At 67.5% G+C, this 23,096-nt stretch carries 16 protein-coding genes; 9 read left to right on the forward strand and 7 right to left on the reverse strand.

Annotated features, from left to right (window positions below; all coding sequences use genetic code 11):
* Positions 1-37 precede the first annotated feature (37 nt).
* From JOE46_RS17030 to JOE46_RS17040, 3 genes are all read right to left on the reverse strand, one after another.
* Complete coding sequence (locus tag JOE46_RS17030) at positions 38-1,399, reverse strand: NAD(P)/FAD-dependent oxidoreductase (protein ID WP_097214444.1); 1,362 nt, start codon at positions 1,397-1,399, stop codon at positions 38-40.
* A 68-nt stretch (positions 1,400-1,467) separates the two neighbouring features.
* A complete protein-coding gene (locus tag JOE46_RS17035; protein ID WP_246045258.1) occupies positions 1,468-1,869 on the reverse strand; it encodes a multidrug efflux SMR transporter in 402 nt (133 codons plus the stop codon).
* Positions 1,866-3,284, reverse strand: coding sequence for an APC family permease (locus JOE46_RS17040; RefSeq protein WP_209927921.1), 1,419 nt, complete (start codon positions 3,282-3,284; stop codon positions 1,866-1,868). The genes JOE46_RS17035 and JOE46_RS17040 overlap by 4 nt, the downstream gene beginning before the upstream one ends.
* Positions 3,285-3,673: 389 nt before the next feature.
* Between JOE46_RS17040 and JOE46_RS17045 the strand changes: the two genes are divergently transcribed.
* The 3 genes from JOE46_RS17045 to JOE46_RS17055 all read left to right on the forward strand — a co-directional run bounded on the left by JOE46_RS17045 (position 3,674) and on the right by JOE46_RS17055 (position 9,164).
* On the forward strand, positions 3,674-5,134 hold the full coding sequence (locus JOE46_RS17045; protein ID WP_245221082.1) for an aldehyde dehydrogenase: 1,461 nt from the start codon (positions 3,674-3,676) through the stop codon (positions 5,132-5,134).
* A 65-nt stretch (positions 5,135-5,199) separates the two neighbouring features.
* Entirely contained in the window at positions 5,200-5,709 is a 510-nt protein-coding gene (locus JOE46_RS17050; protein ID WP_097214428.1) for an Lrp/AsnC family transcriptional regulator, read from the forward strand.
* 278 nt (positions 5,710-5,987) lie between these two features.
* Positions 5,988-9,164, forward strand: coding sequence for an NAD-glutamate dehydrogenase domain-containing protein (locus tag JOE46_RS17055; RefSeq protein WP_209927924.1), 3,177 nt, complete (start codon positions 5,988-5,990; stop codon positions 9,162-9,164).
* An 83-nt stretch (positions 9,165-9,247) separates the two neighbouring features.
* On the opposite strand, the gene JOE46_RS17060 is transcribed toward JOE46_RS17055, so the two are convergent.
* Entirely contained in the window at positions 9,248-10,777 is a 1,530-nt protein-coding gene (locus tag JOE46_RS17060) for a PucR family transcriptional regulator (protein WP_097214430.1), read from the reverse strand.
* 145 nt (positions 10,778-10,922) lie between these two features.
* On the opposite strand from JOE46_RS17060, the gene gabT reads away from it, so the two are divergent.
* Both gabT and JOE46_RS17070 read left to right on the forward strand, forming a co-directional pair.
* The gene (gene gabT, locus JOE46_RS17065) at positions 10,923-12,260 is read left to right on the forward strand and encodes a 4-aminobutyrate--2-oxoglutarate transaminase (protein ID WP_209927925.1); all 1,338 of its coding nucleotides are present in this window, start codon (positions 10,923-10,925) and stop codon (positions 12,258-12,260) included.
* A gap of 65 nt (positions 12,261-12,325) precedes the next feature.
* Positions 12,326-13,783, forward strand: a complete 1,458-nt coding sequence (locus JOE46_RS17070) for an NAD-dependent succinate-semialdehyde dehydrogenase (RefSeq protein WP_097214432.1) — start codon at positions 12,326-12,328, stop codon at positions 13,781-13,783.
* An 88-nt stretch (positions 13,784-13,871) separates the two neighbouring features.
* Here the strand turns inward: JOE46_RS17070 and pdxS are convergent, their stop codons facing one another.
* The 3 genes from pdxS to JOE46_RS17085 form a co-directional block, all read right to left on the reverse strand.
* A complete protein-coding gene (gene pdxS, locus JOE46_RS17075; RefSeq protein ID WP_209927926.1) occupies positions 13,872-14,768 on the reverse strand; it encodes a pyridoxal 5'-phosphate synthase lyase subunit PdxS in 897 nt (298 codons plus the stop codon).
* A 114-nt stretch (positions 14,769-14,882) separates the two neighbouring features.
* The gene (locus tag JOE46_RS17080) at positions 14,883-16,271 is read right to left on the reverse strand and encodes an aspartate aminotransferase family protein (protein ID WP_097214442.1); all 1,389 of its coding nucleotides are present in this window, start codon (positions 16,269-16,271) and stop codon (positions 14,883-14,885) included.
* Positions 16,272-16,291: 20 nt separating this feature from the next.
* On the reverse strand, positions 16,292-17,800 hold the full coding sequence (locus tag JOE46_RS17085; protein ID WP_209927927.1) for a CoA-acylating methylmalonate-semialdehyde dehydrogenase: 1,509 nt from the start codon (positions 17,798-17,800) through the stop codon (positions 16,292-16,294).
* A 134-nt stretch (positions 17,801-17,934) separates the two neighbouring features.
* Here JOE46_RS17085 and JOE46_RS17090 point away from each other — a divergent pair, with 134 nt between their 5' ends.
* The 4 genes from JOE46_RS17090 to JOE46_RS17105 all read left to right on the forward strand — a co-directional run bounded on the left by JOE46_RS17090 (position 17,935) and on the right by JOE46_RS17105 (position 23,082).
* Positions 17,935-19,560, forward strand: coding sequence for a PucR family transcriptional regulator (locus JOE46_RS17090; protein ID WP_209927929.1), 1,626 nt, complete (start codon positions 17,935-17,937; stop codon positions 19,558-19,560).
* A gap of 220 nt (positions 19,561-19,780) precedes the next feature.
* Positions 19,781-21,241, forward strand: a complete 1,461-nt coding sequence (locus JOE46_RS17095) for an aldehyde dehydrogenase (RefSeq protein WP_245221082.1) — start codon at positions 19,781-19,783, stop codon at positions 21,239-21,241.
* Positions 21,242-21,282: 41 nt separating this feature from the next.
* On the forward strand, positions 21,283-22,680 hold the full coding sequence (locus JOE46_RS17100; protein ID WP_097214417.1) for an FAD-binding oxidoreductase: 1,398 nt from the start codon (positions 21,283-21,285) through the stop codon (positions 22,678-22,680).
* A gap of 42 nt (positions 22,681-22,722) precedes the next feature.
* On the forward strand, positions 22,723-23,082 hold the full coding sequence (locus JOE46_RS17105) for a cupin domain-containing protein (RefSeq protein WP_097214416.1): 360 nt from the start codon (positions 22,723-22,725) through the stop codon (positions 23,080-23,082).
* Positions 23,083-23,096 lie beyond the last annotated feature (14 nt).

Consider the following 23,096-nt stretch of genomic DNA (forward strand, 5'->3'; position numbering starts at 1 on the left):
TCGATTGGTGAACTGAGTCAATAGGTTTCGGTACAGATCAGAGCGACCGAAGGACGGAGTCTGCGGCGTCCGTACCCGTGTTGAGCGACCTGTGGACGGTGCTCGTCACCATCCCCGCGAAATGCAGCACCCCGTTGACGGGCTCATAGATGACCTTGTCCGACTTCTCCGGGTAGGCGCCGAGCGCGAACTCGTCCTTGGACCAGTCGTAGGTCGAGGCCTTCGAATAGGTGACGTTTGCGTCGCCGCCCAGCCTGCGGACCGTCTCGAGCGACCTCTCGAAACGCTCGTGTTCCGGGAGCGCGAGCAACTCGTCGGCCTGAGCACCGGTTGCCCAGGCGACGAGCAGTTGTCCCGTGAATCCCGGGGTACCGGCGGACGCGTCCCACAGCACTGGCGGCCGGAGCGAGTACGTTTCGGCCAGCCCGAACGGCATGGAGATGACCGGACGCGAGAATTCGAGGATCGCCTTGTACACGGACAGGTACCGAACCTGTTCGATCGCATCGAGTTTGGTGTCCGGGAGGGCGGGCGAGAACTCGATCCTCCCCGCCTTGAGGACTCCGGCGGGGACCGCGACGACGCACCGTGCCGCCTCGTAGTCGCGGCCACCCGCCGAAACGGAGACCCCGCCTGCGCTGTGCGTGATCGTGTCGACGACGGTGTTCGTCTTGATCTCCACCCGCTCACCGATTGCGCGGATGATCTGGTCGTAGCCGCCGATCACCCGGAAGTCGCCCGCATAGTCGTCGACCGGTGCCTCGCCGGTCCGCTCGACATCGAGGCACTCCTGCAGGGTGTCGACGACGTTCTCCGCAGGCAAGACATCGAACTGCTCGTCGTCGACCTCGATGATGAGCAGCGCGAGCGGGTAGTTCGAGCGCGGAATGCCCAACCGGGCGAGGTAGGCCTCCGCCGTCTCGCCGTCCGCCGGGGCCGGCGCCGTTGGACCGACGGCAGGAACCCCGTTCGGGAATCGATAGAACTGCGCGGAGCCCTGCACCTCCCAGGGAGACTGCGGGTCGAAGCGGGAGTAGTTCGGGTCGAGGCGGTGCGTGCCCAAGCCCATATCCGTCACGTAGGCCCACGTGGAGATGTCCGGACCGCCGTGCAGGAGCTCGGCTCCACGCTCGAACGGAATGCTCATGGTCGTTCGATCCGTCCAGACGCGACCGCCGATCCGGTCCCGTGCCTCGAGCACCAGGACCTTCTTGCCCGCCTCATGGATCCGCTTGGCTGCCCCCAGCCCCGCCGCCCCGGCGCCGATGACGATCACGTCGTACCGAGCGCCCGGGGACGATGACGACTGAGCTGAGGACGTCGCGCAGGAACTGAGACCGAATGCGGCGGCGACACCGAGTGAACCGACGAGCATCGAGCGACGGGTGATGGGCGACATGTGAGTTCCTTTGTGTGAAGGGGTATGGCAACGCCGGCACGAGCGGGGACGGCGTCGTGGGCGTGGCGTCAGGCGTCGCCGTGCGGGGCCGCCCCGACGGGTGCGCCGACCGACGCACCCCCGGGACTTGCGGACTCCTCGGGGTTCCCGCCGTGGCCGATATTGAGCAGCACCACCCCGGCGACGATCAGGACGATGCCTCCGATCGCGGTGGCCGAGAGCGTGTCCCGAAAGATGAGCACGCCGAGGATCGCGACGACCGTCGTTCCCACGCCGGACCAGATCGCGTACCCGACCCCGACGTTGAGCCCGCGGGCCAGCGCGAACCCGAGCAGCGTGAAGCTGGCCGCGTACCCGATGACGACCACGATCGACGGCAGCGGACGGCTGAAACCGTCGGCGGCCTTGAGCGAGAGGGTGGCGACGATCTCGCACGCGATCGCCCCCGCCAGCAGGGCATAGGCGTTCACGAAACCGCCTGCTCAGTCACCTCGCCGCGGTCCTGGACCTTGCGCCGGTACAGCCAGAGCACGACACCCAGCGCCAACACACCGAGCGCGACAGCGAGTTCCTTGAAGCCGCCGTATCCGGTCACCTCGAAGCCGGTGGCGCCCACGACCAGGATCACCACGAGGACGGCGGCCAGCGCGAGGGAAAGCGGAACGAAGACCGCGGGCAGGCGGATCGGCCGCGCCAGATCCGGGCGGTCCTTACGGAGCAGGAAGAAGCCGGACAGGGCGAAGATGTGCGCGAGGATGTAGCCGAGGTTGCCGGTGACGATGATCGCCAGCGGCGTCTTCAACACGGTCAGGACGAGCACGTTGACCACGAGGGCCACCGTCAGGGCCCGGACGGGGATGCCCCGGCTGTTCAGCACGCCGACCTGCCGGATACTCGTGCCCTCCTTGCCCATGTTGTAGAGCACGCGGGATCCGTCCGCGAGACCGGTCACCATGATCAGCAGCAGCGAGCAGATCAGGAACAGGACCATGACATCTGCGGCGCCACCGACGAGATCCTGGAACGCCGACACATAGAAGGTCGTCGGTGCCTCGGCGATCGCGGCCTCGCCGACGTAGCCGGTGAGGATGAGGGGCAGCAACACGAAGACGCCGAGCGAGAAGAGCACGCCGGCCTTCAACGCCTTCGCCGTATCGGAGACGGTGTTGCGGTACTCCGGGGCAAACGTCGCGCAGACCTCGACGCCGAACGAGGTCCAGGCCATGACGTAAAGCCAGACCAAGGAGGTGCGCAGACCCTCGATGCCGTGCAGATTCCAGGTCAGCTCGGAGATGTGGAAACCGCCCGTGATCAGCGGCCCGATGATGAACACCGCCAGCGGGATCAGCAGGATGCCGCCGGTGATGTAGACGAAGGTCATCGTGATCCGGACCCCGACGATGTTGAGCACGTAGAGGATTCCGATCACCATCAGCCCGACCATGATCGGGAAGTCGAGCCCGATCGGCCCGAGACTGATCGACCAGTCCTGGTCAGGGAACCACTGGGACTGCACGAGTGCACCGATGATGCCGGCGTAGACCGACAGCGCGGTGGTCCAGGGGAACCAGTAGCCGACGGCGGCGAGTGGACCGACGATCGGTGCCCGTTCCTTCCATGCCTCCGCCGCGTACGCCGCGATGCCACCGGACGTGTCCGGGAACATCGCCGCGAGCTCGGTGTAGATCCAGTTGGCCACCGTCGCCAGCAGCATCGAGATGGTCCACAGGAGTACGGCCCCCCAGCCGCCGAGGCCGACGATCGACGCACCGAGCGAGGCGATCAACGCGGCGGGCATGGTCAGCGACATCGCGAAGCCGTCGTACCACCGCATGGTCTTGTGCAGCGTGGGTGCGGGTTGTTCTGTGGAAGCGGTCTCTTTCATTGGGGTTCCTAGTCACGTGATCGGAAAGAGCCTGCGGCTCATGCGAATTGACGGTGACTCGGACGGAACGAACGGGTGCGGAGCCCTGCGGCATAGGGCCCGGAAACAGGTCGGCCGCGCGGTGCCCGGCGGTCGACGTGCGGATCAGTATGACCAGATCGGAGGAGCGAAGACAAGGCTTGAGCAGAATTTCGCCCGCAAACTTAGACAATTGAGCCGATCTGACCCCGATCAGTTGCCCGAATAACAGTCAGACGAGAAGAATCTTGTTCCTTGGGGGTGACAGGCGCCACACCGGGCATCTATGGTGACTGAACTCGCACGGAACGAGTGACCCCCCAACACACCGCGGGCCGCGGCAGTCCCGCTCACATCAAAAGGTTGTACCCATGACCACATCGATCCCGACCGCCCCACGGCAGCAGCTCTACATCGACGGTCAGTTCACCGACGGCAGCTCAGGGACGGCCGTCGACGTGATCAGCCCCGTCACCGGCCAGCACATCGCGACCCTGCCCACCCCCTCGACCGCCGACATCGACAAGGCCATCGACGCCGCACACCGCGCCCAGCGCGAATGGGCCAAGGTCGGCGTCTGGCAGCGCGCCGAAATCTGCCACCGCATCGGCGACGAGCTCGAAAAGCGCATCGACACCCTCGCCCGCCTGCAAACCCTCGAACAGGGCAAGCCGCTCGCCGAATCGATCGCCGACGTCACCGAAGCCGCCCAACTGTTCCACCTACACGCCGAAGACGCCGTCCGCCTCCACGGCGAAACCCTGCCGTCCAACGACCAGGCCAAGCGGATGTTCACCTTCTACCGCCCCGTCGGCGTCTGGGCCATCATCACGCCCTGGAACTTCCCCCTGCTCATGCTCACCGAATTCGTCGCACCCGGCCTGGCCACCGGCAACGCCCACGTCGTCAAGCCCCCCACCCACACCTCACTGACCGTGCTCGCCGCCATGGAAGCCTTCGAAGCAGCAGGCCTACCCACCGGCCTGATCAACATCCTGCCCGGCGAAGGCACCACCGGCTCCGACCTCGTCGCCCACCCCGGCATCGACGCCATCGGCTTCATCGGCTCCTCCCAAACCGGCGCCAAAATCCAGGCCACCGCAGGCCTCAAGCGCTCGATCATGGAATGCTCCGGCAACGGACCGCTCATCGTCCTCGCCGACGCCAACATCGAAGCCGCCGCCAAAGCCGCCGCCGACGCCGCCTACTACTGCGCAGGCCAGGTCTGCTGCGCCACCGAACGCGCCCTCGTCCACGCCGACGTCCACGACCAATTCGTCGCCGCCCTCGTCGCCTACGCCGACACCATCAACCTCGGCAACCCCTTCGACCCCACCGTCAACCTCGGACCGGTCAACAACGAAGGCGTCGCCGCCAAAATGGACCGCCACATGGCCGACGCCCGCACCCGCGGCTTCGACATCCTCCACGGCGGCACCCGCCACACCGGCCACCCCACCGACCTCTACTACAACTTCACCATCGTCGACGGCGTCACCCCCGACAGCCTCCTGAGCACCGAAGAATCCTTCGGCCCCGTCGTCCCCGTCATCACCGCCAACGACGACGACGAACTCCTCCGCCTCGCCAACGCCGACGCACTCGGCCTCCAAGCCGCCGTCTTCACCGAAAACCTCACCAAGGCCTACCGATTCATCGAAGAAATCGAAGCCGGCCAAGTCATCGTCAACGACAGCACCGGATTCTGGGACATCAACATGCCCTTCGGCGGAGCCGGCGGCAAAGGCACCGGCTGGGGCCGCATCGGCGGCAAACACACCCTCCTCGACATGTCCGACCTCCGCACCGGCGTCATCCACCTGGGCCGCTGACCCACAACACAGAACACGTGCGCTACCTTGACGACCAGGCGACCCACCCGGCACGGAGGCCAACGATGAACACACCGAGCATCGATCCCATCGACGCACGAATCATCGAGCTCCTACAGAAAGACGGACGCCTCCCCTACCGACAGATCGCGGAAGAGCTGGACATCCCGGCCTCCTCCGCCCGCTACCGCGTGCAGCGGCTCGAGGAATCCGGGATCCTCCAGATCGTCGGCATCGCCAATCCCATGCGCATCGGCTTCGATCGCATGGCGATAGTCGGGATCCGCACCCGCCCCGGCACCGCCCGGTCCGTCTGCCAGGCTCTCGCCGCGCTACCCGAAACCAGCTACGTCATCGTGACATCCGGCCAGTACGACGTCATGGCCGAGGTCATTTGCAAGAACACCGACGACTACACCGACCTCATCAACGACCGGCTCCACCATATCGACGGCGTCCTCTCCACCGAATCATTCTTCGTCCTCGAGGTCGGCAAGCTCGCCTACGGCTGGGGCGTGGGCAACCCCCCGACGTTGAGCGACGTGCTCGCCAACGACATCGAGATCAACGAATAGCCCACCAGCAAATTCGCTCCCGCTCGGGGCACCGCACAGCCATGTCGGCATGCGGTGTCCCGAGCGTTCTCATTTCGGTGACTCTCGCCCCGATCATGCTGTGATACAGCCTCTTCCGTCAGGCGCGATCACGCTATCGACAGACGCGGTCCTGTTCATTTCGGCACTCCCCCACCTGGCAGATGCGCCAAAGTGTCCACCCCGAAATCCTGGTGGCCACGGCACACTCAGGAGGGTAGAACCCGACAATTCCTTTCCACCAACCGAATAGGTGTGTGATGACCGCAATGAAGGGATCAATGACGCTCCCCTCGATCACGGCCAGCCCCGGGAACCATCCCCGTCTCGAGTTCGTGTCCACCGGCGAATCAGACAGGGATGTAGGCGAAGTCGTCGATCTGGTCGTGCTGTGGCCCGGGTCTCGGCCCGCGCTGGCAGACGTCGCTCGCGACTTCGAGTGCTTCGGCCTCCGTATCGAGGCGCACACACCGCTGCCGGCTCCCGAGTCGGCCGGACCTGAGGCCAGCGTGGATCGATTCCGCTTCAGCCGCCCCGCCCAGTCATGGGTACCCGAGGCGCACGATCTGGTCATCGATGCCTTCGAGACCGCCGCCGCCTCCGGACTCGAGATCGACCGGTACTGCATGCTGACGCCGGTGGCCGGACTCGCCTGGCGGGACGTCACGCTGGTTCGCACGATCAGCCGCTACCTGCAGCAGGTGGGCCTCGGCTTCTCCGACGCCTACATCGTGGATACCCTGTTGCGGCACAGTGCATTCACGGCCTCGGTCGTCGAGCTCTTCCACACCAGGTTCGACCCCGACGCCGAGGCCCGCGACCAGCGGATCGCCGAGCTCGAAGCCCGGTCGGCCGCGCTACTCGAAGACGCGGCCACGCTCGACGAGGATCGCATCCTGCGCGCGTTGACCGGCTTCGTGGGCGCGGTGCTGCGCACCAATTGGTACCAGCGCACCCCGGACGGCAGCCGCAAGCGCTACGCGTCGTTCAAGCTCGACCCGTCCCGCCTGGCACATCCCGGCCGCACCGTTCCGCACCGCGAGATCTTCGTCCGGGGAGACGGGGTCGAGGGCGTCCACGTACGGGCCGGCACCGTTGCGCGTGGCGGACTGCGCTGGTCCGACCGACCCGAGAGCTACCGCACCGAGGTGCTCGGCCTGATGACCACCCAGACCGTGAAGAACTCGCCGATCGTCCCGACCGGAGCAAAGGGCGCGTTCGTGCTCCGCGACGGCATCGCGCCTGCCGACGGCTACGCCACGTTCATCCGCGGCCTGTTGGACGTCACCGACAATCTCGTCGACGGCTTACCCGTGGGCCCGGCCGACTCGGTCAGCTACGACGACCCCGACCCGTACCTGGTGGTGGCGGCCGACAAAGGCACGGCACGTTTCTCTGATCTCGCGAATTCGGTTGCTGCCGAATATGACTTCTGGCTGGGCGACGCTTTCGCATCGGGCGGCTCCCGAGGCTATGACCACAAGGCGATGGGCATCACCGCTCGCGGTGCCTGGCTGTCCGCGCGCAGACACTTCGCGGAACTCGGTGTCGACGCCCAGAGCGACCCGATCACGGTCGTCGGCATCGGCGACATGTCCGGTGATGTGTTCGGCAACGGGATGCTGCAATCGCGCACGATTCGGTTGGTCGCGGCGTTCGATCATCGGCACATCTTTCTTGACCCCGATCCCGACCCCGAGGCCTCGTTCGAACAGCGACGTGTGCTCTTCGAAACCAGCGGATCGAGCTGGGACGACTATCCGCGAGAGGCGATCTCGGAAGGCGGCGGGGTCTGGCCGCGCTCGGCCAAGCAGATCCCGCTGTCACCGTCCGTGCGCGAAAGGCTCGGCATCGACGCCGATATTCTGTCCCCGGCCGAACTGATCCGCGCGATTCTCCGCGCTCCGGTAGACCTGTTGTGGAACGGAGGAGTGGGCACCTACGTCAACTCATCCGCCGAAACACACGCGGATGCAGCCGATCCCGCCAACGACGCGGTCCGTGTCGAAGCGGCGACCATGCGGTGCCGGATTGTCGGCGAGGGTGGCAACCTCGGTTTCACCCAGCGAGCCCGGATCGAGTTCGCGCTCGGCGGGGGCCGCATCAATGCCGACTTCATCGACAACGCGGCCGGTGTTGCGACGTCCGACCAGGAGGTGAACCTGAAGATCGCGCTGGACGGTGCGGTCGCGGCGGGCGAGATCACCGAGGCCGAACGCAACACACTGCTCGCGGACTGCACCGATCACGTCGCCGATGCCGTCCTCGGCGACTGCGCGAGCCAGACCCTGGCGATCAGCCTCGCCGAATCCCAGGCCGTCTCGCTCCTCGGTCGACACGAGCGGTTGATCGTCAATCTCGAGGCGGTCGGCGGGCTGAACCGAGCCCAGGCCGTGCTACCGAGCAAGCGGGAGCTGGTCTCGCGCACCGAGGCCGGGCTCGGCCTGACCCGTCCGGAGATCGCGACACTGCTAGCGCATTCGAAGAACGTCGTGCGCCGCGACCTGCTGGCCTCCACCGTTCCCGACGAGCCGGTCTTCGCCCGATTGCTGTCCGAGTACTTCCCACCCGCCGTTCGCAGCCGGTACCCGGAACGCATCCGCGCGCACCGGTTGCACCGCGAGATCATCGCCACCCAGATCGCGGACCAGCTGATCAATCACGTCGGGCCAGGCCTCATCTACCGACTCGAGGAGCGGCTGGGTGTGACGACCCCGCAGGTCGCACAGGCCTACGGGGTAGTCGCCGAACTCTTCGACGTCGGCGCCCTCTGGGCGGGCGCGCTCGCGGTGGTCGATCCGGCTGACCGGAATTCGTGGGGACCGCTGCACGCAGTGCAGGCGCTGATCGAGCGCGCATGCTCGTGGCTCCTGCGCAATCGTCCGCTGCCACTTCACGCGGAGGCCGAGATCCAGCGGTACCGGACGACGGTGGGTCACCTGCTCCACGCGTTGCCTCCGGAGGACGCCGACGACACCCTCTCCCCCGTACCGGTCCCGCTGCTCGGGGAGGCGCTCGCGCTGGCGGACAACGCACTCGCCCTGGACATCCCGATCACCCGGGTGATCGAGACATACCAGGAGCTGGGCCGGGAGCTCGGATTGTTCGGCGTGATCGAGCGATTGGAGCGGTTGGCCCTCGGCTCGTACTGGGATTCCATGGCCGCGGCGGCCCTTCGGGACGAGGCGGCGGCGCGACTGCACGACCTGGTCGGTGCCGCACTGTCCCGGGACCGTCCCGGGGAGACACCATCCGAGCGACTGTCGGAGTGGCGCGTGCAGCACGGCTCCACGATCTCCAGGCTGCACCGCATCATCGTCGAGGCTCAGGCGGAAGGCGGCGTCGATCTCGCTCGCGCGTGCACGGTCAACGCCGAACTCGCCCGAGCCGTCGCCGCGGTCGGATACTCGGCACCTCGCTGCGTACCGGCACGCTGACCCGAAACCGGGTCTGACCGACCGAGGGGCCCGCGACCGCACCGGCCGCGGGCCCCTTGCGGTGCGCCGGAACCGATACGGATTCAGAGTGATTCGTGTGCGATGACCGCCAACAGCAGCTCTGCCCGCACCCGTGCCACGTCCAGTCGACAGCCGAGTAGGGCCTCGATCTTCGAGACCCGGCTGCGGAGGGTGTGCCGGTGCACGCCGAGCACACTCGCCGCAGACTCCCAGTGGCCGTTCGCCTCGAGGAAAGCCCGCAGCGACTCGACCAACTCGGTTCCCTGCCTGCGGTCGTGATCGGCGAGGGGCGTGATCATCGTGTCGGCGACCGCCCGCAGCACCTCACGTGTGGAATCGAAGGACAGCAGTGCACTTCCGGTCAACGCGGAGAACTCGAGCGGCGTCGCGCCCGACTCGGCCGCCGACGCAGCCAGCTGCGCCTGGTCGATAGCTTCGACAAACCGTTCCACCGGCTGAGCGCCGCTCAAACCCAGACGAGAAGACCGACGCGCGCGATCACCGATGTCGTCCACGAGTCCGTGCGCGAACTCGACGTCGTCGGTTCCGCGCAGCAGCACGGTGACGCGCGTGTCGACCCGCTGCAGGAACAGGGGTCTGCCGGCCTCGTTCATGGCCGCCTCGACCGCGCCGGCCACCGCCTCGGCGTCGGCAGGCGAGCCGCACACCGCGACCAGCGCACGAATCGCTCCGCGCCCGTCGGCGGCAGGCGCTAGCTGCGCCCGTACCGGCTTCAGGTCGATGTCCTCGGACAGCAGGAGTCCGAGGGCCTGGCTGTTGAGCTGGTTCTGCGCTGCCCGCAGTCGCACCGGTTTCTCGAAGTCGAGCGCCAGCAGGGAGTTCGCGTGCCCCAGCAGGATCTGGTCCACCGGCCCGAGAGGCTTCGGACTGACCACGGCGAGGTAGCCGTGCAGGTTCTTGCCCACCCCGATTCGCTGCACGGTCATCGACTCGCCGGATCGGGCCTGCGCCACCCCACTGGAGACCGCCTCCGATGCCGACGCCAGCAGCGTCAGCACCTCCGCGGTCACACTGTCCGGCACGGAGCCGGGGTGGCACTCTAGGAGCTGGCCCCGCCGGTCCAGGAGCAGGGCGACCGAGTTCGTTGCGGTGGCCAGCTCGCGCACGGTGGCCCTGGCCCCGCCCTGGATCACCGCACGCGTCATCCGGGGCTGAGCCTGCGAGGCACGCAACGACGCCTCGTACTGCTGCTCGGCCAACCGACTCATCACCCGCTTGGTCACGGCGGCGAAGGGGGTAGGCAGCGGCACCTCGAGCAGCGGCAGCCCGAGCTCGTCCGAGGCCGCCACTAGGCCCTCGGGGATCTCGGCATGGCTCAGTCCGATCCCGAAGCCGACCGCGGCGACACCGCAGTCGAGCAGCCCGCGGAGGTACTCGGTGCATTCCTCCGGATCCTGCGGGAGCCGCAGCCCGGTCGTCAGCAGCAACTCTCCTCCGGAGAGCCACGGAAACGGTTCCGGCAGTTCGGTTGTGATCGCGAACTCGATCTCGCGGTCCAGCCCGTCCGCGCCGCCACGCAGCCGCAGCGACAGCTCCGGCTGTGCCAGCACCCACCGCACGGTAATGCTCATCTCGACTCCTGACGTGACCCCGACTTCCGGGCCGAATCGGTGAATTCGGCCCGCACCCGTGCTCCATTCTGGCAGGTGCCGCTCACCGGTCCGGCACCCCACACTGAGAGTCGATCCGACCATCACGACAGGGGACGTCCACGACATGAGCGCCATCAACTACCGACTCCCGCAGAAGCGCGCGCTGCTGACCGAGCTGCCCGGCCCGAAGTCCCGCGCCCTCGCGGAACGCCGCCGGGCGAGCGTCGCCGCAGGCGTCGGGTCCAGCGTGCCCGTCTACACCGCGGATGCCGACGGCGGCGTGATCGTGGACGTCGACGGGAACTCTCTCATCGACCTGGGATCCGGCATCGCGGTCACCAATGTGGGCGCCTCGGACCCCGCCGTGGTCGAGGCGGTACGCGAGCAGGCGGGGCATTTCACGCACACCTGCTTCATGATCACCCCCTACGAGGGCTACGTCCGGGTGGCCGAGGAGTTGGCCGCGCTCACGCCGGGCGACCACGACAAGCGCACCGTGCTCTTCAATTCCGGCGCCGAGGCCGTCGAGAACGCGATCAAGGTCGCGCGCCTGGCCACCGGCCGGATGGCGGTGGTCGCGTTCGACCACGCGTACCACGGCCGCACCAACCTGACGATGGCGCTGACCGCGAAGTCGATGCCCTACAAGTCGAACTTCGGACCGTTCGCCCCCGAGGTGTACCGGATGCCGATGTCGTACCCATACCGGGACGCCGAGGTCACCGGCGAGCAGGCCGCCCGCCGGGCGATCGGGCAGATCGAGAAGCAGATCGGCGCGGACTCGCTGGCCGCGATCATCATCGAACCGATCCAGGGTGAGGGCGGGTTCATCGTTCCCGCACCGGGTTTCCTGCCCACCCTGGCGGCCTGGGCGCGAGAGAACGGCGTCGTCTTCATCGCCGACGAGGTGCAGACCGGGTTCGCCCGCACCGGCGCGTGGTTCGCGTGCGAGGACGAGCAGATCGTGCCGGACATCATCACCATGGCCAAGGGCATCGCGGGCGGACTTCCGCTGTCGGCCATCACCGGTCGCGCCGAGCTGCTCGACAAGGTGCATGCCGGCGGCCTCGGCGGCACGTACGGCGGCAATCCCATCGCCTGTGCTGCCGCGCTCGCCGCGATCGACACCATCCGTGAGCTCGACCTGCCTGCCAGGGCTCGGCAGATCGGCGACCTGGTGCTTCCCCGACTCCGGCGGCTGGCCGAGGAGGTCCCTGCAATCGGCGACGTCCGCGGCCGTGGCGCGATGATCGCAATGGAGTTCGTCAAGCCAGGGACCGACGAGCCGGACCAGGAGCTCACCAAGGCTGTCGCCGCGCGGGCCATGGAACAGGGCGTCATCCTGCTCACCTGCGGCACCTACGGCAATGTGGTGCGGCTGCTGCCGCCACTGGTCATCGGGGACGACCTGCTCGACGAGGCACTCAGCGTGCTCGAGGAGGCGGTGCGGGCATCCGCCTGACCCGCCGCACCACGCCCGACCGACGCCCCTGCCGCGCCAGCGGCCGACACTGCGAGGAACCACCCATGACAGATATCTCCACCCTCATCTCCGGCGTGCCGACCGGCCTGTGGATCGATGGCGAATCCACCGCCCCGATCGACGGCGCGACGTTCCCGGTCTTCGATCCGGCCACCGGCGAGAGGCTCGCCACGGTGGCCGCGGCCGACGGCCAGGACGCCATGCGCGCACTCGATTCCGCGTGCCGGGTGCAGGCCGAATGGGCCGCCACGGCGCCTCGCCAGCGCTCGATCATCCTGCGCACGGCATGGGAACTGGTCACCGAGCGAGCCGAGGAACTGGCGCTGCTGATGACCGCCGAGATGGGCAAGGCGCTGCCGGAGAGCCGATCCGAGGTGGCGTACGGCGCCGAGTTCCTCCGCTGGTTCAGTGAGGAGGCGGTGCGCATCCAGGGCCGGTTCACCCGGTCGCCTGGCGGCGCGGGCCGGATCATGGTGACCAAGGTGCCGGTTGGCCCGTGCCTCGCGATCACGCCGTGGAACTTCCCCTTGGCGATGGGCACCCGCAAGATCGGACCCGCGCTCGCCGCGGGCTGCACGATGATCGTCAAGCCCGCCGCGGAGACGCCCCTGACGATGCTCGCGTTCGCGCAGATCCTCTCCGATGCCGGCCTGCCGCCCGGTGTCGTCTCGGTGCTTCCGACCTCGGATGCCGCCTCCGTATCGGCGCCGCTGCTCGCGGACCCGCGGCTGCGCAAGGTCACCTTCACCGGCTCCACACCGATCGGCCGCGTGCTCATCGAGCAGTCCGCCAAGAACGTGCTGCGGACCTCGATGGAACTAGGCGGCAACGCGCCGTTCGTCGTGTTCGACGATGCCGACATCGACGCAGCCGTTGATGGCGCGATGGCCGCGAAGATGCGCAACGGCGGCGAGGCCTGCACCGCGGCGAACCGGCTGATCGTGGCCAACTCGGTACGGGAGGAGTTCACCGCCAAGCTGACCGAGCGGATCGCCGCGCTGAAGGTAGGGCCAGGGCACGAGCCCGGTGTCGAGGTCGGCCCGCTCGTCAGCGCCAAGCAGCGCGCGAGCGTCGCCACCCTGGTCGACGAGGCGGTCGCGGCGGGTGCACGGGTGCGCACCGGCGGTCGGGCCATCGACGGCCCCGGCTTCTTCTACCAGCCGACGGTTCTCGACCAGGTTCCCGCGACCGCGCGCATCATCCGCGACGAGATTTTCGGCCCGGTGGCGGCGATCACCGGCTTCGACACCGAGCAGGAGGCGATCGCCGCGGCCAACGACACCGAGTACGGGCTCGCCGCATACATTTTCACCCAGAATCTCGACCGGGCGCTGCGGGTGGCCGAGTCGCTCGAATCCGGGATGGTGGGGGTCAATCGCGGCGTCGTCTCCGACGTGGCCGCTCCGTTCGGCGGCGTCAAGCAGTCCGGGCTGGGCAGCGAGGGCGGCACCGAGGGCATCGAGGAGTACCTCGACACGAAGTACATCGGCTTCACCGCCTGACGAACACGAAACCGCCGGCAATCGATACCGATTGCCGGCGGTTTCGTCATTGGCACGCAAACATGGCGGGCGCGCAGAGGAAGTCGGGCTACCAGCCGCGCTCGGCGAGGCGGTGCGCCACCGGCAGATCGTCGACGTTGATGCCGACCATCGCCTCACCCAGGCCGCGGGAGACCTTCGCCAGCACATCCGGGTCGTCGAAGAAGGTGGTGGCCTTGACGATCGCGGCCGCACGCTCGGCCGGGTTGCCGGACTTGAAGATGCCCGAACCGACGAACACACCCTCCGCGCCCAGCTGCATCATCATCGCCGCGTCGGCCGGGGTGGCGATGCCACCCGCGGTGAACATCGTGACAGGCAGCTTGCCCTCCTTGGCCACCTCGACCACCAGGTCGTACGGCGCCTGCAGCTCCTTGGCCGCCACGTACAGCTCGTCCTCGCTCAGCGAACCGAGACGACGGATCTCACCGAGGATGGTGCGCATGTGCGTGGTGGCGTTGGAGACATCGCCGGTGCCTGCCTCGCCCTTCGAACGGATCATGGCCGCGCCCTCGGTGATTCGACGCAGCGCCTCACCCAGGTTGGTGGCACCGCACACGAACGGCACGGTGAACTTCCACTTGTCGATGTGGTTGGCGTAGTCCGCCGGGGTCAACACCTCGGACTCGTCGATGTAGTCGACGCCGAGGGACTGCAGGATCTGAGCCTCCACGAAGTGGCCGATCCGAGCCTTGGCCATCACCGGGATGGACACGGCAGAGATGATGCCGTCGATCATGTCCGGGTCGCTCATCCGGGACACGCCGCCCTGCGCGCGGATGTCCGCGGGCACACGCTCGAGGGCCATGACCGCCACCGCACCCGCGTCCTCGGCGATCTTCGCCTGCTCTGCGTTGACGACGTCCATGATGACCCCGCCCTTGAGCATCTCGGCCATGCCGCGCTTGACGCGGGCCGTGCCGGTGGACGATTCAGTGTCGAGCATTCTGTATTCCTCTGGGAGATTTCACCTCTGGGTACGAGGTGATGGTGGGCGGGCCGGGGGCCGAAACGGCGATCCGCCCCATGGGCGCCGTTGACCATGGGGCGGATCGGGTACTCAGCGCGCGGTGTGCGCGTCCGCGACCGAGAGCGCGGTGTCGAGGATCGCAAGCCCCTCCCGAACCTCGGCGTCGGTGGCGGTGCACGGCGGCACCGCGTGGATCCGGTTGAAGTTCGCGAACGGCAGCAGTCCGGCGGACTTGCACGCCGTGATGACCTCGTTCATCGCCGGGCTGGAGGCGCCGTACGGGGCGAGCGGTTCCTTCGTCCCACGGTCGGTGACGAGTTCGATCGCCCAGAACACGCCGACACCGCGGACGTCACCGACCGACGGGTGCCGCTGGGCGAGTTCGCGCAGTCCGGGACCGAGGATCTCGTTGCCGATCCGGGCAGCGTTCTCGACGATCTTCTCCTCCTCCATCGCGTTGATGGTGGCGACAGCGGCGGCGGTGGCCAGTGGATGGCCCGAGTACGTCAGCCCACCGGGGTACGCCCGGTTGGCGAATGTCGCCGCGATCTCGGCGTTGATCGCGACGCCGCCCAGCGGGACGTAGCCGGAGTTCACACCCTTGGCGAAGGTGATCAGGTCTGGGACCACATCGAAATGATCTATCGCAAACCACTTTCCGGTCCGCCCGAAGCCGGCCATCACCTCATCTGCGATGAACACGATGCCGTGGCGGTCGCAGATCTCCCTGACCCCGGCCATATAGCCGGGTGGGGGAACCATGATGCCCGCGGTGCCCGGTACCGATTCGAGGATGATGGCAGCGATCGTGCTCGGTCCCTCCATCGCGACCAACTGGTCGAGGTGTGCGAGCGCTCGCTCGGTCTCCTGAGCCTCATCGGCCGCGTGGAACTGCGAGCGGTAGAGGAAGGGACCGTTGAAATGCACGATGCCGCTGTTGCCGCGATCGTTGGGCCAGCGACGCGGGTCACCGGTCAGGTTGATCGCGGTGTCGGTGCCGCCGTGGTACGACCGGTACCGCGAGAGCACCTTGTAGCGGCCGGTGTGCAGTCGGGCCATCCGCACCGCGTGCTCGACGGCGTCCGCGCCGCCGTTGGTGAAGAACACCTTGTTCAGATCGCCAGGGGTCCGCTCGGCGATCAGGCGGGCCGCCTCGGAGCGGGCGTCGTTGACGTACTGCGGCGCGATCGTGCACAGCTTTGCCGCCTGCGCCTGCACGGCCGCGACGACGGTCGGGTGCTGATGACCGATGTTGGTGTTGACCAGCTGAGAAGAGAAGTCCAGCAGTCGGTTTCCGTTGCCGTCCCACACGTACGACCCCTCGGCTGCGAGGATCGTCATCGGGGTGATCTGCTCCTGCGCCGACCACGAATGGAAGACGTGCGCGCGGTCGAGCGCGAATGCCCGCTCACCCTCGGCGCGGGCCTCGTCGATGGACTGGCCGGTGGGCAGGAGGTCCTGGTGCGTTGTTGTCGTCATGGCGTGAAAGTCCTCTCCGCTCAGTTGTTCTGGGGGAAGCCGAGGTTGATGCCGCCGTGGCTGGGGTCGAGCCACCGAGTGGTGACGACCTTGCCCCTGGTGAAGAAGTGCACGCCCTCTGCACCGTGCGCGTGGGTGTCGCCGAACAGCGAGTTCTTCCATCCGCCGAAGCTGTAGTACGCCGTGGGGACGGGGATCGGGACATTGATCCCGACCATCCCGACCTCCACCTCGTTCTGGAAGCGGCGAGCGGCGCCTCCGTCGTTGGTGAAGATCGCGGTGCCATTCCCGAACGGGCCGGAGTTGATGAGGTCCAGCGCCTCCTCGTACGAATCGACGCGCACGACGGACAGGACCGGCCCGAAGATCTCGTCCGTGTAGACGGACATGTCGGTGGTGACGTTGTCGATGAGGGTGGGACCGAGCCAGAACCCGTCGGCACCACCGTCTGCCTTGACGTCGCGTCCGTCGACGACGATCGTGGCGCCCGCCGCCTCGCCGGCGTCGACGTAGGACGAAACCTTGTCGCGGTGCGCCTTCGTCACCAGCGGGCCCATGTCGGAGTCCTTGGTGCCGTCACCGGTCTTGAGGCCCCGGGTGCGCTCGGCGATCTTCTCGACCAACTCGTCGGCGATGACCCCCACCGCGACGAGCGCACTGATGGCCATGCAGCGTTCGCCCGCGGACCCGAAACCGGCGTTGACCATGGCGTCCGCGGCCAGGTCCAGGTCTGCATCCGGCAGCACGATTGCATGGTTCTTCGCCCCACCCAGCGCCTGCACGCGCTTGCCGTGGGCGGTGCCGGTGGCGTACACGTACTGAGCGATCGGGGTGGACCCGACGAAGGAGATCGCCTTGATCGCCGGGTTCGTCAGCAGCTCGTCGACGGCGGTCTTGTCGCCCTGGAGCACGTTGAACACGCCTGCGGGCAGGCCGGCCTCGGCCCACAGCTCGGCCATCCAGATCGCCGCGCTCGGATCCTTCTCGGACGGCTTGAGGATGACGGTGTTGCCTGCAGCGATGGCGACCGGGAAGAACCACATCGGGACCATCGCGGGGAAGTTGAACGGAGAGATGATCCCGACCGGGCCGACCGGCTGACGAATGGAGGCGACATCGACTGCGGTGGAGGCGTTCTCGGTCATCCCACCCTTGAGCAGGTGCGCGATCCCGCAGGCGAACTCGACCACCTCCTGGCCCCGGGAGACTTCACCGAGGGCGTCCGAGAGCACCTTGCCGTGCTCAGCGGTGATGATCGCGGCGAGTTCCTCCTTGCGCTCGTTGAGCAATTCGCGGAACTTGAAGATGATCGTTGTGCGCTTCGCGAGGGACATGTCCCGCCAGGCCGGGAATGCCGCGGTGGCGGCGGCGATCACGGTCCGCGCGTCCTCGACACTCGCCAGCGCGACCGCACCGGTGACGGCGCCCGTCGCCGGGTTGGTCACCGGAGCGGTGTTGCCGCTCGTGCCGGCAAAGCCCTTACCGTCGGACCAGTGCGAGATCGTCCGAACACCATCGCTGAGAGTCATGAAGAGAACGTCCTTGTCGAGTGAGCCGATGCGCGACCGTCCGTCGCGGGTGAGATCTCCACTCTCGGTCCCGCAGCAGCCCACCCGGCCCTACACAATGTAAGAGAATCCACCCCCTGATTTACACTGCGTCAATGCTGCCGACCGTTGTCGACATCCTCGCGCTCCCCGTCATCCAGGCCGGTGAGCCGGAAGTGGTCGGCGGCGGTGCACTCGACCGGCCCGTCCGATGGGTACACGTCAGCGACCTGCCCGACCTGTCGAACCTGCTCCAGGGCGGCGAACTCGTCCTCACGACCGGGCTCCCGCTCACCCACGACCCGGTGAGCTACCTCGAAGGCCTGGCGGCGGCGGGCGCGACCGGGCTGGTGATCGAACTCGGCGTCCATGTCCAGGCGGTGCCGGCGGAGGTGCCCGAGGCGGCCGACCGGCTCGGGCTGCCCGTGATCGCCCTGCACCGACAGGTCCGATTCGTCGAGATCACCGAGGAGGTGCATCGCTCGATCGTCGCGGAGCAGTACGCCGAGGTCGCCTTCGCGCGGCAAGCGCACGAGATCTTCACCGACCTGAGCATGAAACGGGCTCCCCTGAGCGAGATAGTCGACGCCGCGGCGAGCATGCTCGACACCCCGATCGTTCTCGAGGACCTCACCCGGCAGGTGCTCGCGTTCGCGTCGCACGGCGCCCCGGCGGCCGAGTTGCTCTCGGACTGGGAACGCCGGTCGCGGCTCACTCCGATCTCGCACCAGACCGCGATCGGCGGACCGGAGGCGTGGACCACGACCCCGGTGGGCGCGCACCGCCAGGAATGGGGCCGACTCGTCGCGCCGTTCCCGACCGCGGCCGAGGCGCGGACGCGAATGACCCTCGAACGTGCCGCCCAGGCACTCGCACTGCACCGGATGGTCGAGCAGGAGGGAACCGCACTCGAGCAGCAGGCCCAGAGCGGCCTCGTCTACGAGCTCCGCCGAGGTCGCATCGAGGACGAGGCAGAGGCGACCGCACGCGCTCACGCGCTCGGCATGCGGCCGGGCCTGACCTATCTCCCCATGACGGTGCGAGTCGGCGAAATATCCAGTGTCGACCAGGTTTTCGCACAGCGGCGACGGGTACGCATGCTCGACGCCATCCGCCACGCGATCCGCGCCTCACGCAACACCGCCCTCGCCTCGAATCCACAGGACGGAAGGATCGACCTGCTGCTCTCGCGCCCGCCCGGCAGTTCCACTTCCGACGTCCTGCAGGCAGTCTGCGCGGAGATCCGCTCCGCGCTGGGCAGGATCGAGGGCGTCAGCCGGTGCACCATCGGCGCGGGGCCGGAATCCACCCGCCTGCTGGACGCCGCGGTCGGGCTCACGGAATCCGCGCACATCGCGGACGTTGCCCAGTCATTGCCCTTGGACGACAAGCTGTTTCACCGCTCCTCGGACATCCGGCTGCGCGGACTGGTAGCGCTCCTGCGCACCGACCCGCGCGTGCAGGCCTTTGCCGAAACCGAGCTCCGGGGCCTCCTCGAACACGCGGCGCGGCACGACGACGACTCCTTCCACGTGCTCCGCAGCTTCCTGGCACTCGGCGGCAACAAGACCGAGCTGGCCAAGCGACTGCACCTGTCACGGCCGACGCTGTACTCCAAGCTGGCCACCATCGAGCGCCTCCTCGGCGTCGATCTCGACGACGCCGAGTCCCGCACCTCGCTGCACACCGCCGTCCTCATTCTCGACAGTCGCGCAGGCGCACCGGGTCACGACACCCCCTGACGCACACCCCGCCCCGACAGGGCAGCCAGATCGATACTGATCTTTCATCAAATTGATCGACCTAGAACTGCTAGATCAACAAGTGTTGTGGGTCATTTCTGTTCATGAGGGGTGACAGCGACCACTTCTGTGGCTATGGTGACTGAACTCGCACGGAACGAGTGACCCCCCAACACACCGCGGGCCGCGGCAGTCCCGCTCACATCAAAAGGTTGTACCCATGACCACATCGATCCCGACCGCCCCACGGCAGCAGCTCTACATCGACGGTCAGTTCACCGACGGCAGCTCAGGGACGGCCGTCGACGTGATCAGCCCCGTCACCGGCCAGCACATCGCGACCCTGCCCACCCCCTCGACCGCCGACATCGACAAGGCCATCGACGCCGCACACCGCGCCCAGCGCGAATGGGCCAAGGTCGGCGTCTGGCAGCGCGCCGAAATCTGCCACCGCATCGGCGACGAGCTCGAAAAGCGCATCGACACCCTCGCCCGCCTGCAAACCCTCGAACAGGGCAAGCCGCTCGCCGAATCGATCGCCGACGTCACCGAAGCCGCCCAACTGTTCCACCTGCACGCCGAAGACGCCGTCCGCCTCCACGGCGAAACCCTGCCGTCCAACGACCAGGCCAAGCGGATGTTCACCTTCTACCGCCCCGTCGGCGTCTGGGCCATCATCACGCCCTGGAACTTCCCCCTGCTCATGCTCACCGAATTCGTCGCACCCGGCCTGGCCACCGGCAACGCCCACGTCGTCAAGCCCCCCACCCACACCTCACTGACCGTGCTCGCCGCCATGGAAGCCTTCGAAGCAGCAGGCCTACCCACCGGCCTGATCAACATCCTGCCCGGCGAAGGCACCACCGGCTCCGACCTCGTCGCCCACCCCGGCATCGACGCCATCGGCTTCATCGGCTCCTCCCAAACCGGCGCCAAAATCCAGGCCACCGCAGGCCTCAAGCGCTCGATCATGGAATGCTCCGGCAACGGACCGCTCATCGTCCTCGCCGACGCCAACATCGAAGCCGCCGCCAAAGCCGCCGCCGACGCCGCCTACTACTGCGCAGGCCAGGTCTGCTGCGCCACCGAACGCGCCCTCGTCCACGCCGACGTCCACGACCAATTCGTCGCCGCCCTCGTCGCCTACGCCGACACCATCAACCTCGGCAACCCCTTCGACCCCACCGTCAACCTCGGACCGGTCAACAACGAAGGCGTCGCCGCCAAAATGGACCGCCACATGGCCGACGCCCGCACCCGCGGCTTCGACATCCTCCACGGCGGCACCCGCCACACCGGCCACCCCACCGACCTCTACTACAACTTCACCATCGTCGACGGCGTCACCCCCGACAGCCTCCTGAGCACCGAAGAATCCTTCGGCCCCGTCGTCCCCGTCATCACCGCCAACGACGACGACGAACTCCTCCGCCTCGCCAACGCCGACGCACTCGGCCTCCAAGCCGCCGTCTTCACCGAAAACCTCACCAAGGCCTACCGATTCATCGAAGAAATCGAAGCCGGCCAAGTCATCGTCAACGACAGCACCGGATTCTGGGACATCAACATGCCCTTCGGCGGAGCCGGCGGCAAAGGCACCGGCTGGGGCCGCATCGGCGGCAAACACACCCTCCTCGACATGTCCGACCTCCGCACCGGCGTCATCCACCTGGGCCGCTGACCCACAACACGGAACACACACGTAAGAAGAAAGGCCTCCGCATGCCCACCACCAGCCCGTCGACGTTGAGTGGGGTGAGCCAGTCGCCGTACTGGTTCGACGTGACGTCCGCTCCGGCACCCCTCCCGGCGCTCGATGCAACCATCTCGACCGATCTGCTGGTGGTGGGCGGCGGATACACCGGCCTGTGGACAGCAGTCCTGGCCAAGGAGGCAAACCCCGATCAGCGTGTGGTGCTGGTCGAGAGCAGCACGGTCGGCCACGCAGCCAGCGGGCGGAACGGTGGGTTCTGCTCTCCGAGCATCACCCATGGGCTCGGAAACGGCGTGCAGCGCTGGCCTTCCGAGGCGGCGACCCTGCACCAGATGGGCCTGGAGAACCTGGCCGGGATCGAGGACACCCTCGAGCGGTACGGGATCGACGCGGACTACAGCCGCCCCGGCAAGGTCAGCTTCGCCCGCACCCCGTGGGAACTCGAAGGTCTCCGCAAGTACTCCGAGATGAGCGGGAAGTACGGCGAACAGTCGCGGTTCATCCCGACGTCGGAGGTCGGCGAGTGGACGACCTCGCCCGCCTATCTCGGCGGCCTCTACCTGCCCGACTACTCCCTCGTCGACCCCTACAAGCTGGTACTCGGCCTGCGCCGAGCGTGCCTCGAGCTCGGCGTGGAGATCTACGAGAACACGCCGGTCTCCTCGCTCGGCCGTGGATCCAGCGGTGGCGTCGCGGCCACCACCCCCATGGGTCGGATCGACGCGGCAAAGGTCGCATTGGGAACCAACGCGTTCAAGCCATTGCTGCGACGCCTGTCCACCACCGCGATCCCGGTCTACGACTACGCCCTCGTCACCGAGCCGTTGTCGGACAACGACTTCGAGGCGATCGGCTGGACGCAGGATGTCGGGCTCACCGACGCCAGCAACCAATTCCACTACTACCGTAAGACCGCGGACAACCGCATCCTGTGGGGTGGCTACGACGCGATCTACCACTACGGATCGCGCCGGGACGCGGAGCTGCTCGATCGGCCGCAGACCTACGCACGGCTCGCCGAGAACTTCAGCGCCACCTACCCCCAGCTGTCGCATGTCCGGTTCAGCCATGCCTGGGGCGGGGTCATCGACTCGTCGACGCGCTTCTGCCTCACCTCAGGGAGCGCCTACGGCGGGCGCGTCGCCTACGCGATCGGGTACACCGGCCTCGGCGTCACCGCCACCCGATTCGGCGCCCAGGTCATGCTCGACCGACTGTCCGGCGAGAAGACACCGCGAACCGAACTGGCGATGACTCGGCGACAGGCGATCCCCTTCCCCCCGGAACCGGTGCGCTACCTCGGCGTGCAGGCGACACGATGGTCCATGGCCCGCGAGGACGAGTGCGGCAAACGCAATCTGTGGCTGCGACTCCTCGACACGATCGGGCTGGGATTCGACTCCTGAAGCAACTCGCCCATCCCACGCTCGACCCACAAGGGGCCCACCATGACACCCACAGATCTCGGCGCCTGGGCGCTGGAGCAGAGCTTCAACCCCGGTTCGCTGACACTCGATCACACGGCGCTGGCGAGTGAACTCGTCATCGACGGGACGCCGACCACCGCGCACCGGAAGCTGACCACCCTCTCGGACCTCACGATCGGGGTGTGGGAGCACACCCCGGGGACCTCACGCGACGTGGAGGCCGACGAGGTCTTCGTCGTTCTCGCCGGTGATGCCACCGTCACCTTCGACGACGGCTCTCCCTCGATCGATCTCTACCCCGGGGCGCTGGTCCGGCTGCTGGCCGGACAACGCACCGTGTGGACCGTCCGCGACACCCTCCGCAAGGTCTATATCACCTGAACCTCGATGTGACG

It is taken from the genome of Rhodococcus sp. PvR099 (genome assembly GCF_017833315.1).
GTDB lineage: Bacteria > Actinomycetota > Actinomycetes > Mycobacteriales > Mycobacteriaceae > Rhodococcus_G > Rhodococcus_G oryzae.

Bases quoted from the DNA above. Each gene is read 5' to 3' on its own strand.
- JOE46_RS17060 (WP_097214430.1), bottom strand. From the start codon at position 10,777: ATGAGCATTACCGTGCGGTGGGTGCTGGCACAGCCGGAGCTGTCGCTG.
- JOE46_RS17070 (WP_097214432.1), top strand. From the start codon at position 12,326: ATGACAGATATCTCCACCCTCATCTCCGGCGTGCCGACCGGCCTGTGG.
- JOE46_RS17030 (WP_097214444.1), bottom strand. From the start codon at position 1,399: ATGTCGCCCATCACCCGTCGCTCGATGCTCGTCGGTTCACTCGGTGTC.
- gabT (WP_209927925.1), top strand. From the start codon at position 10,923: ATGAGCGCCATCAACTACCGACTCCCGCAGAAGCGCGCGCTGCTGACC.
- JOE46_RS17105 (WP_097214416.1), top strand. From the start codon at position 22,723: ATGACACCCACAGATCTCGGCGCCTGGGCGCTGGAGCAGAGCTTCAAC.
- JOE46_RS17085 (WP_209927927.1), bottom strand. From the start codon at position 17,800: ATGACTCTCAGCGATGGTGTTCGGACGATCTCGCACTGGTCCGACGGT.
- JOE46_RS17100 (WP_097214417.1), top strand. From the start codon at position 21,283: ATGCCCACCACCAGCCCGTCGACGTTGAGTGGGGTGAGCCAGTCGCCG.
- JOE46_RS17050 (WP_097214428.1), top strand. From the start codon at position 5,200: ATGAACACACCGAGCATCGATCCCATCGACGCACGAATCATCGAGCTC.
- JOE46_RS17040 (WP_209927921.1), bottom strand. From the start codon at position 3,284: ATGAAAGAGACCGCTTCCACAGAACAACCCGCACCCACGCTGCACAAG.
- JOE46_RS17055 (WP_209927924.1), top strand. From the start codon at position 5,988: ATGACCGCAATGAAGGGATCAATGACGCTCCCCTCGATCACGGCCAGC.
- JOE46_RS17095 (WP_245221082.1), top strand. From the start codon at position 19,781: ATGACCACATCGATCCCGACCGCCCCACGGCAGCAGCTCTACATCGAC.
- JOE46_RS17080 (WP_097214442.1), bottom strand. From the start codon at position 16,271: ATGACGACAACAACGCACCAGGACCTCCTGCCCACCGGCCAGTCCATC.
- pdxS (WP_209927926.1), bottom strand. From the start codon at position 14,768: ATGCTCGACACTGAATCGTCCACCGGCACGGCCCGCGTCAAGCGCGGC.
- JOE46_RS17045 (WP_245221082.1), top strand. From the start codon at position 3,674: ATGACCACATCGATCCCGACCGCCCCACGGCAGCAGCTCTACATCGAC.
- JOE46_RS17090 (WP_209927929.1), top strand. From the start codon at position 17,935: ATGCTGCCGACCGTTGTCGACATCCTCGCGCTCCCCGTCATCCAGGCC.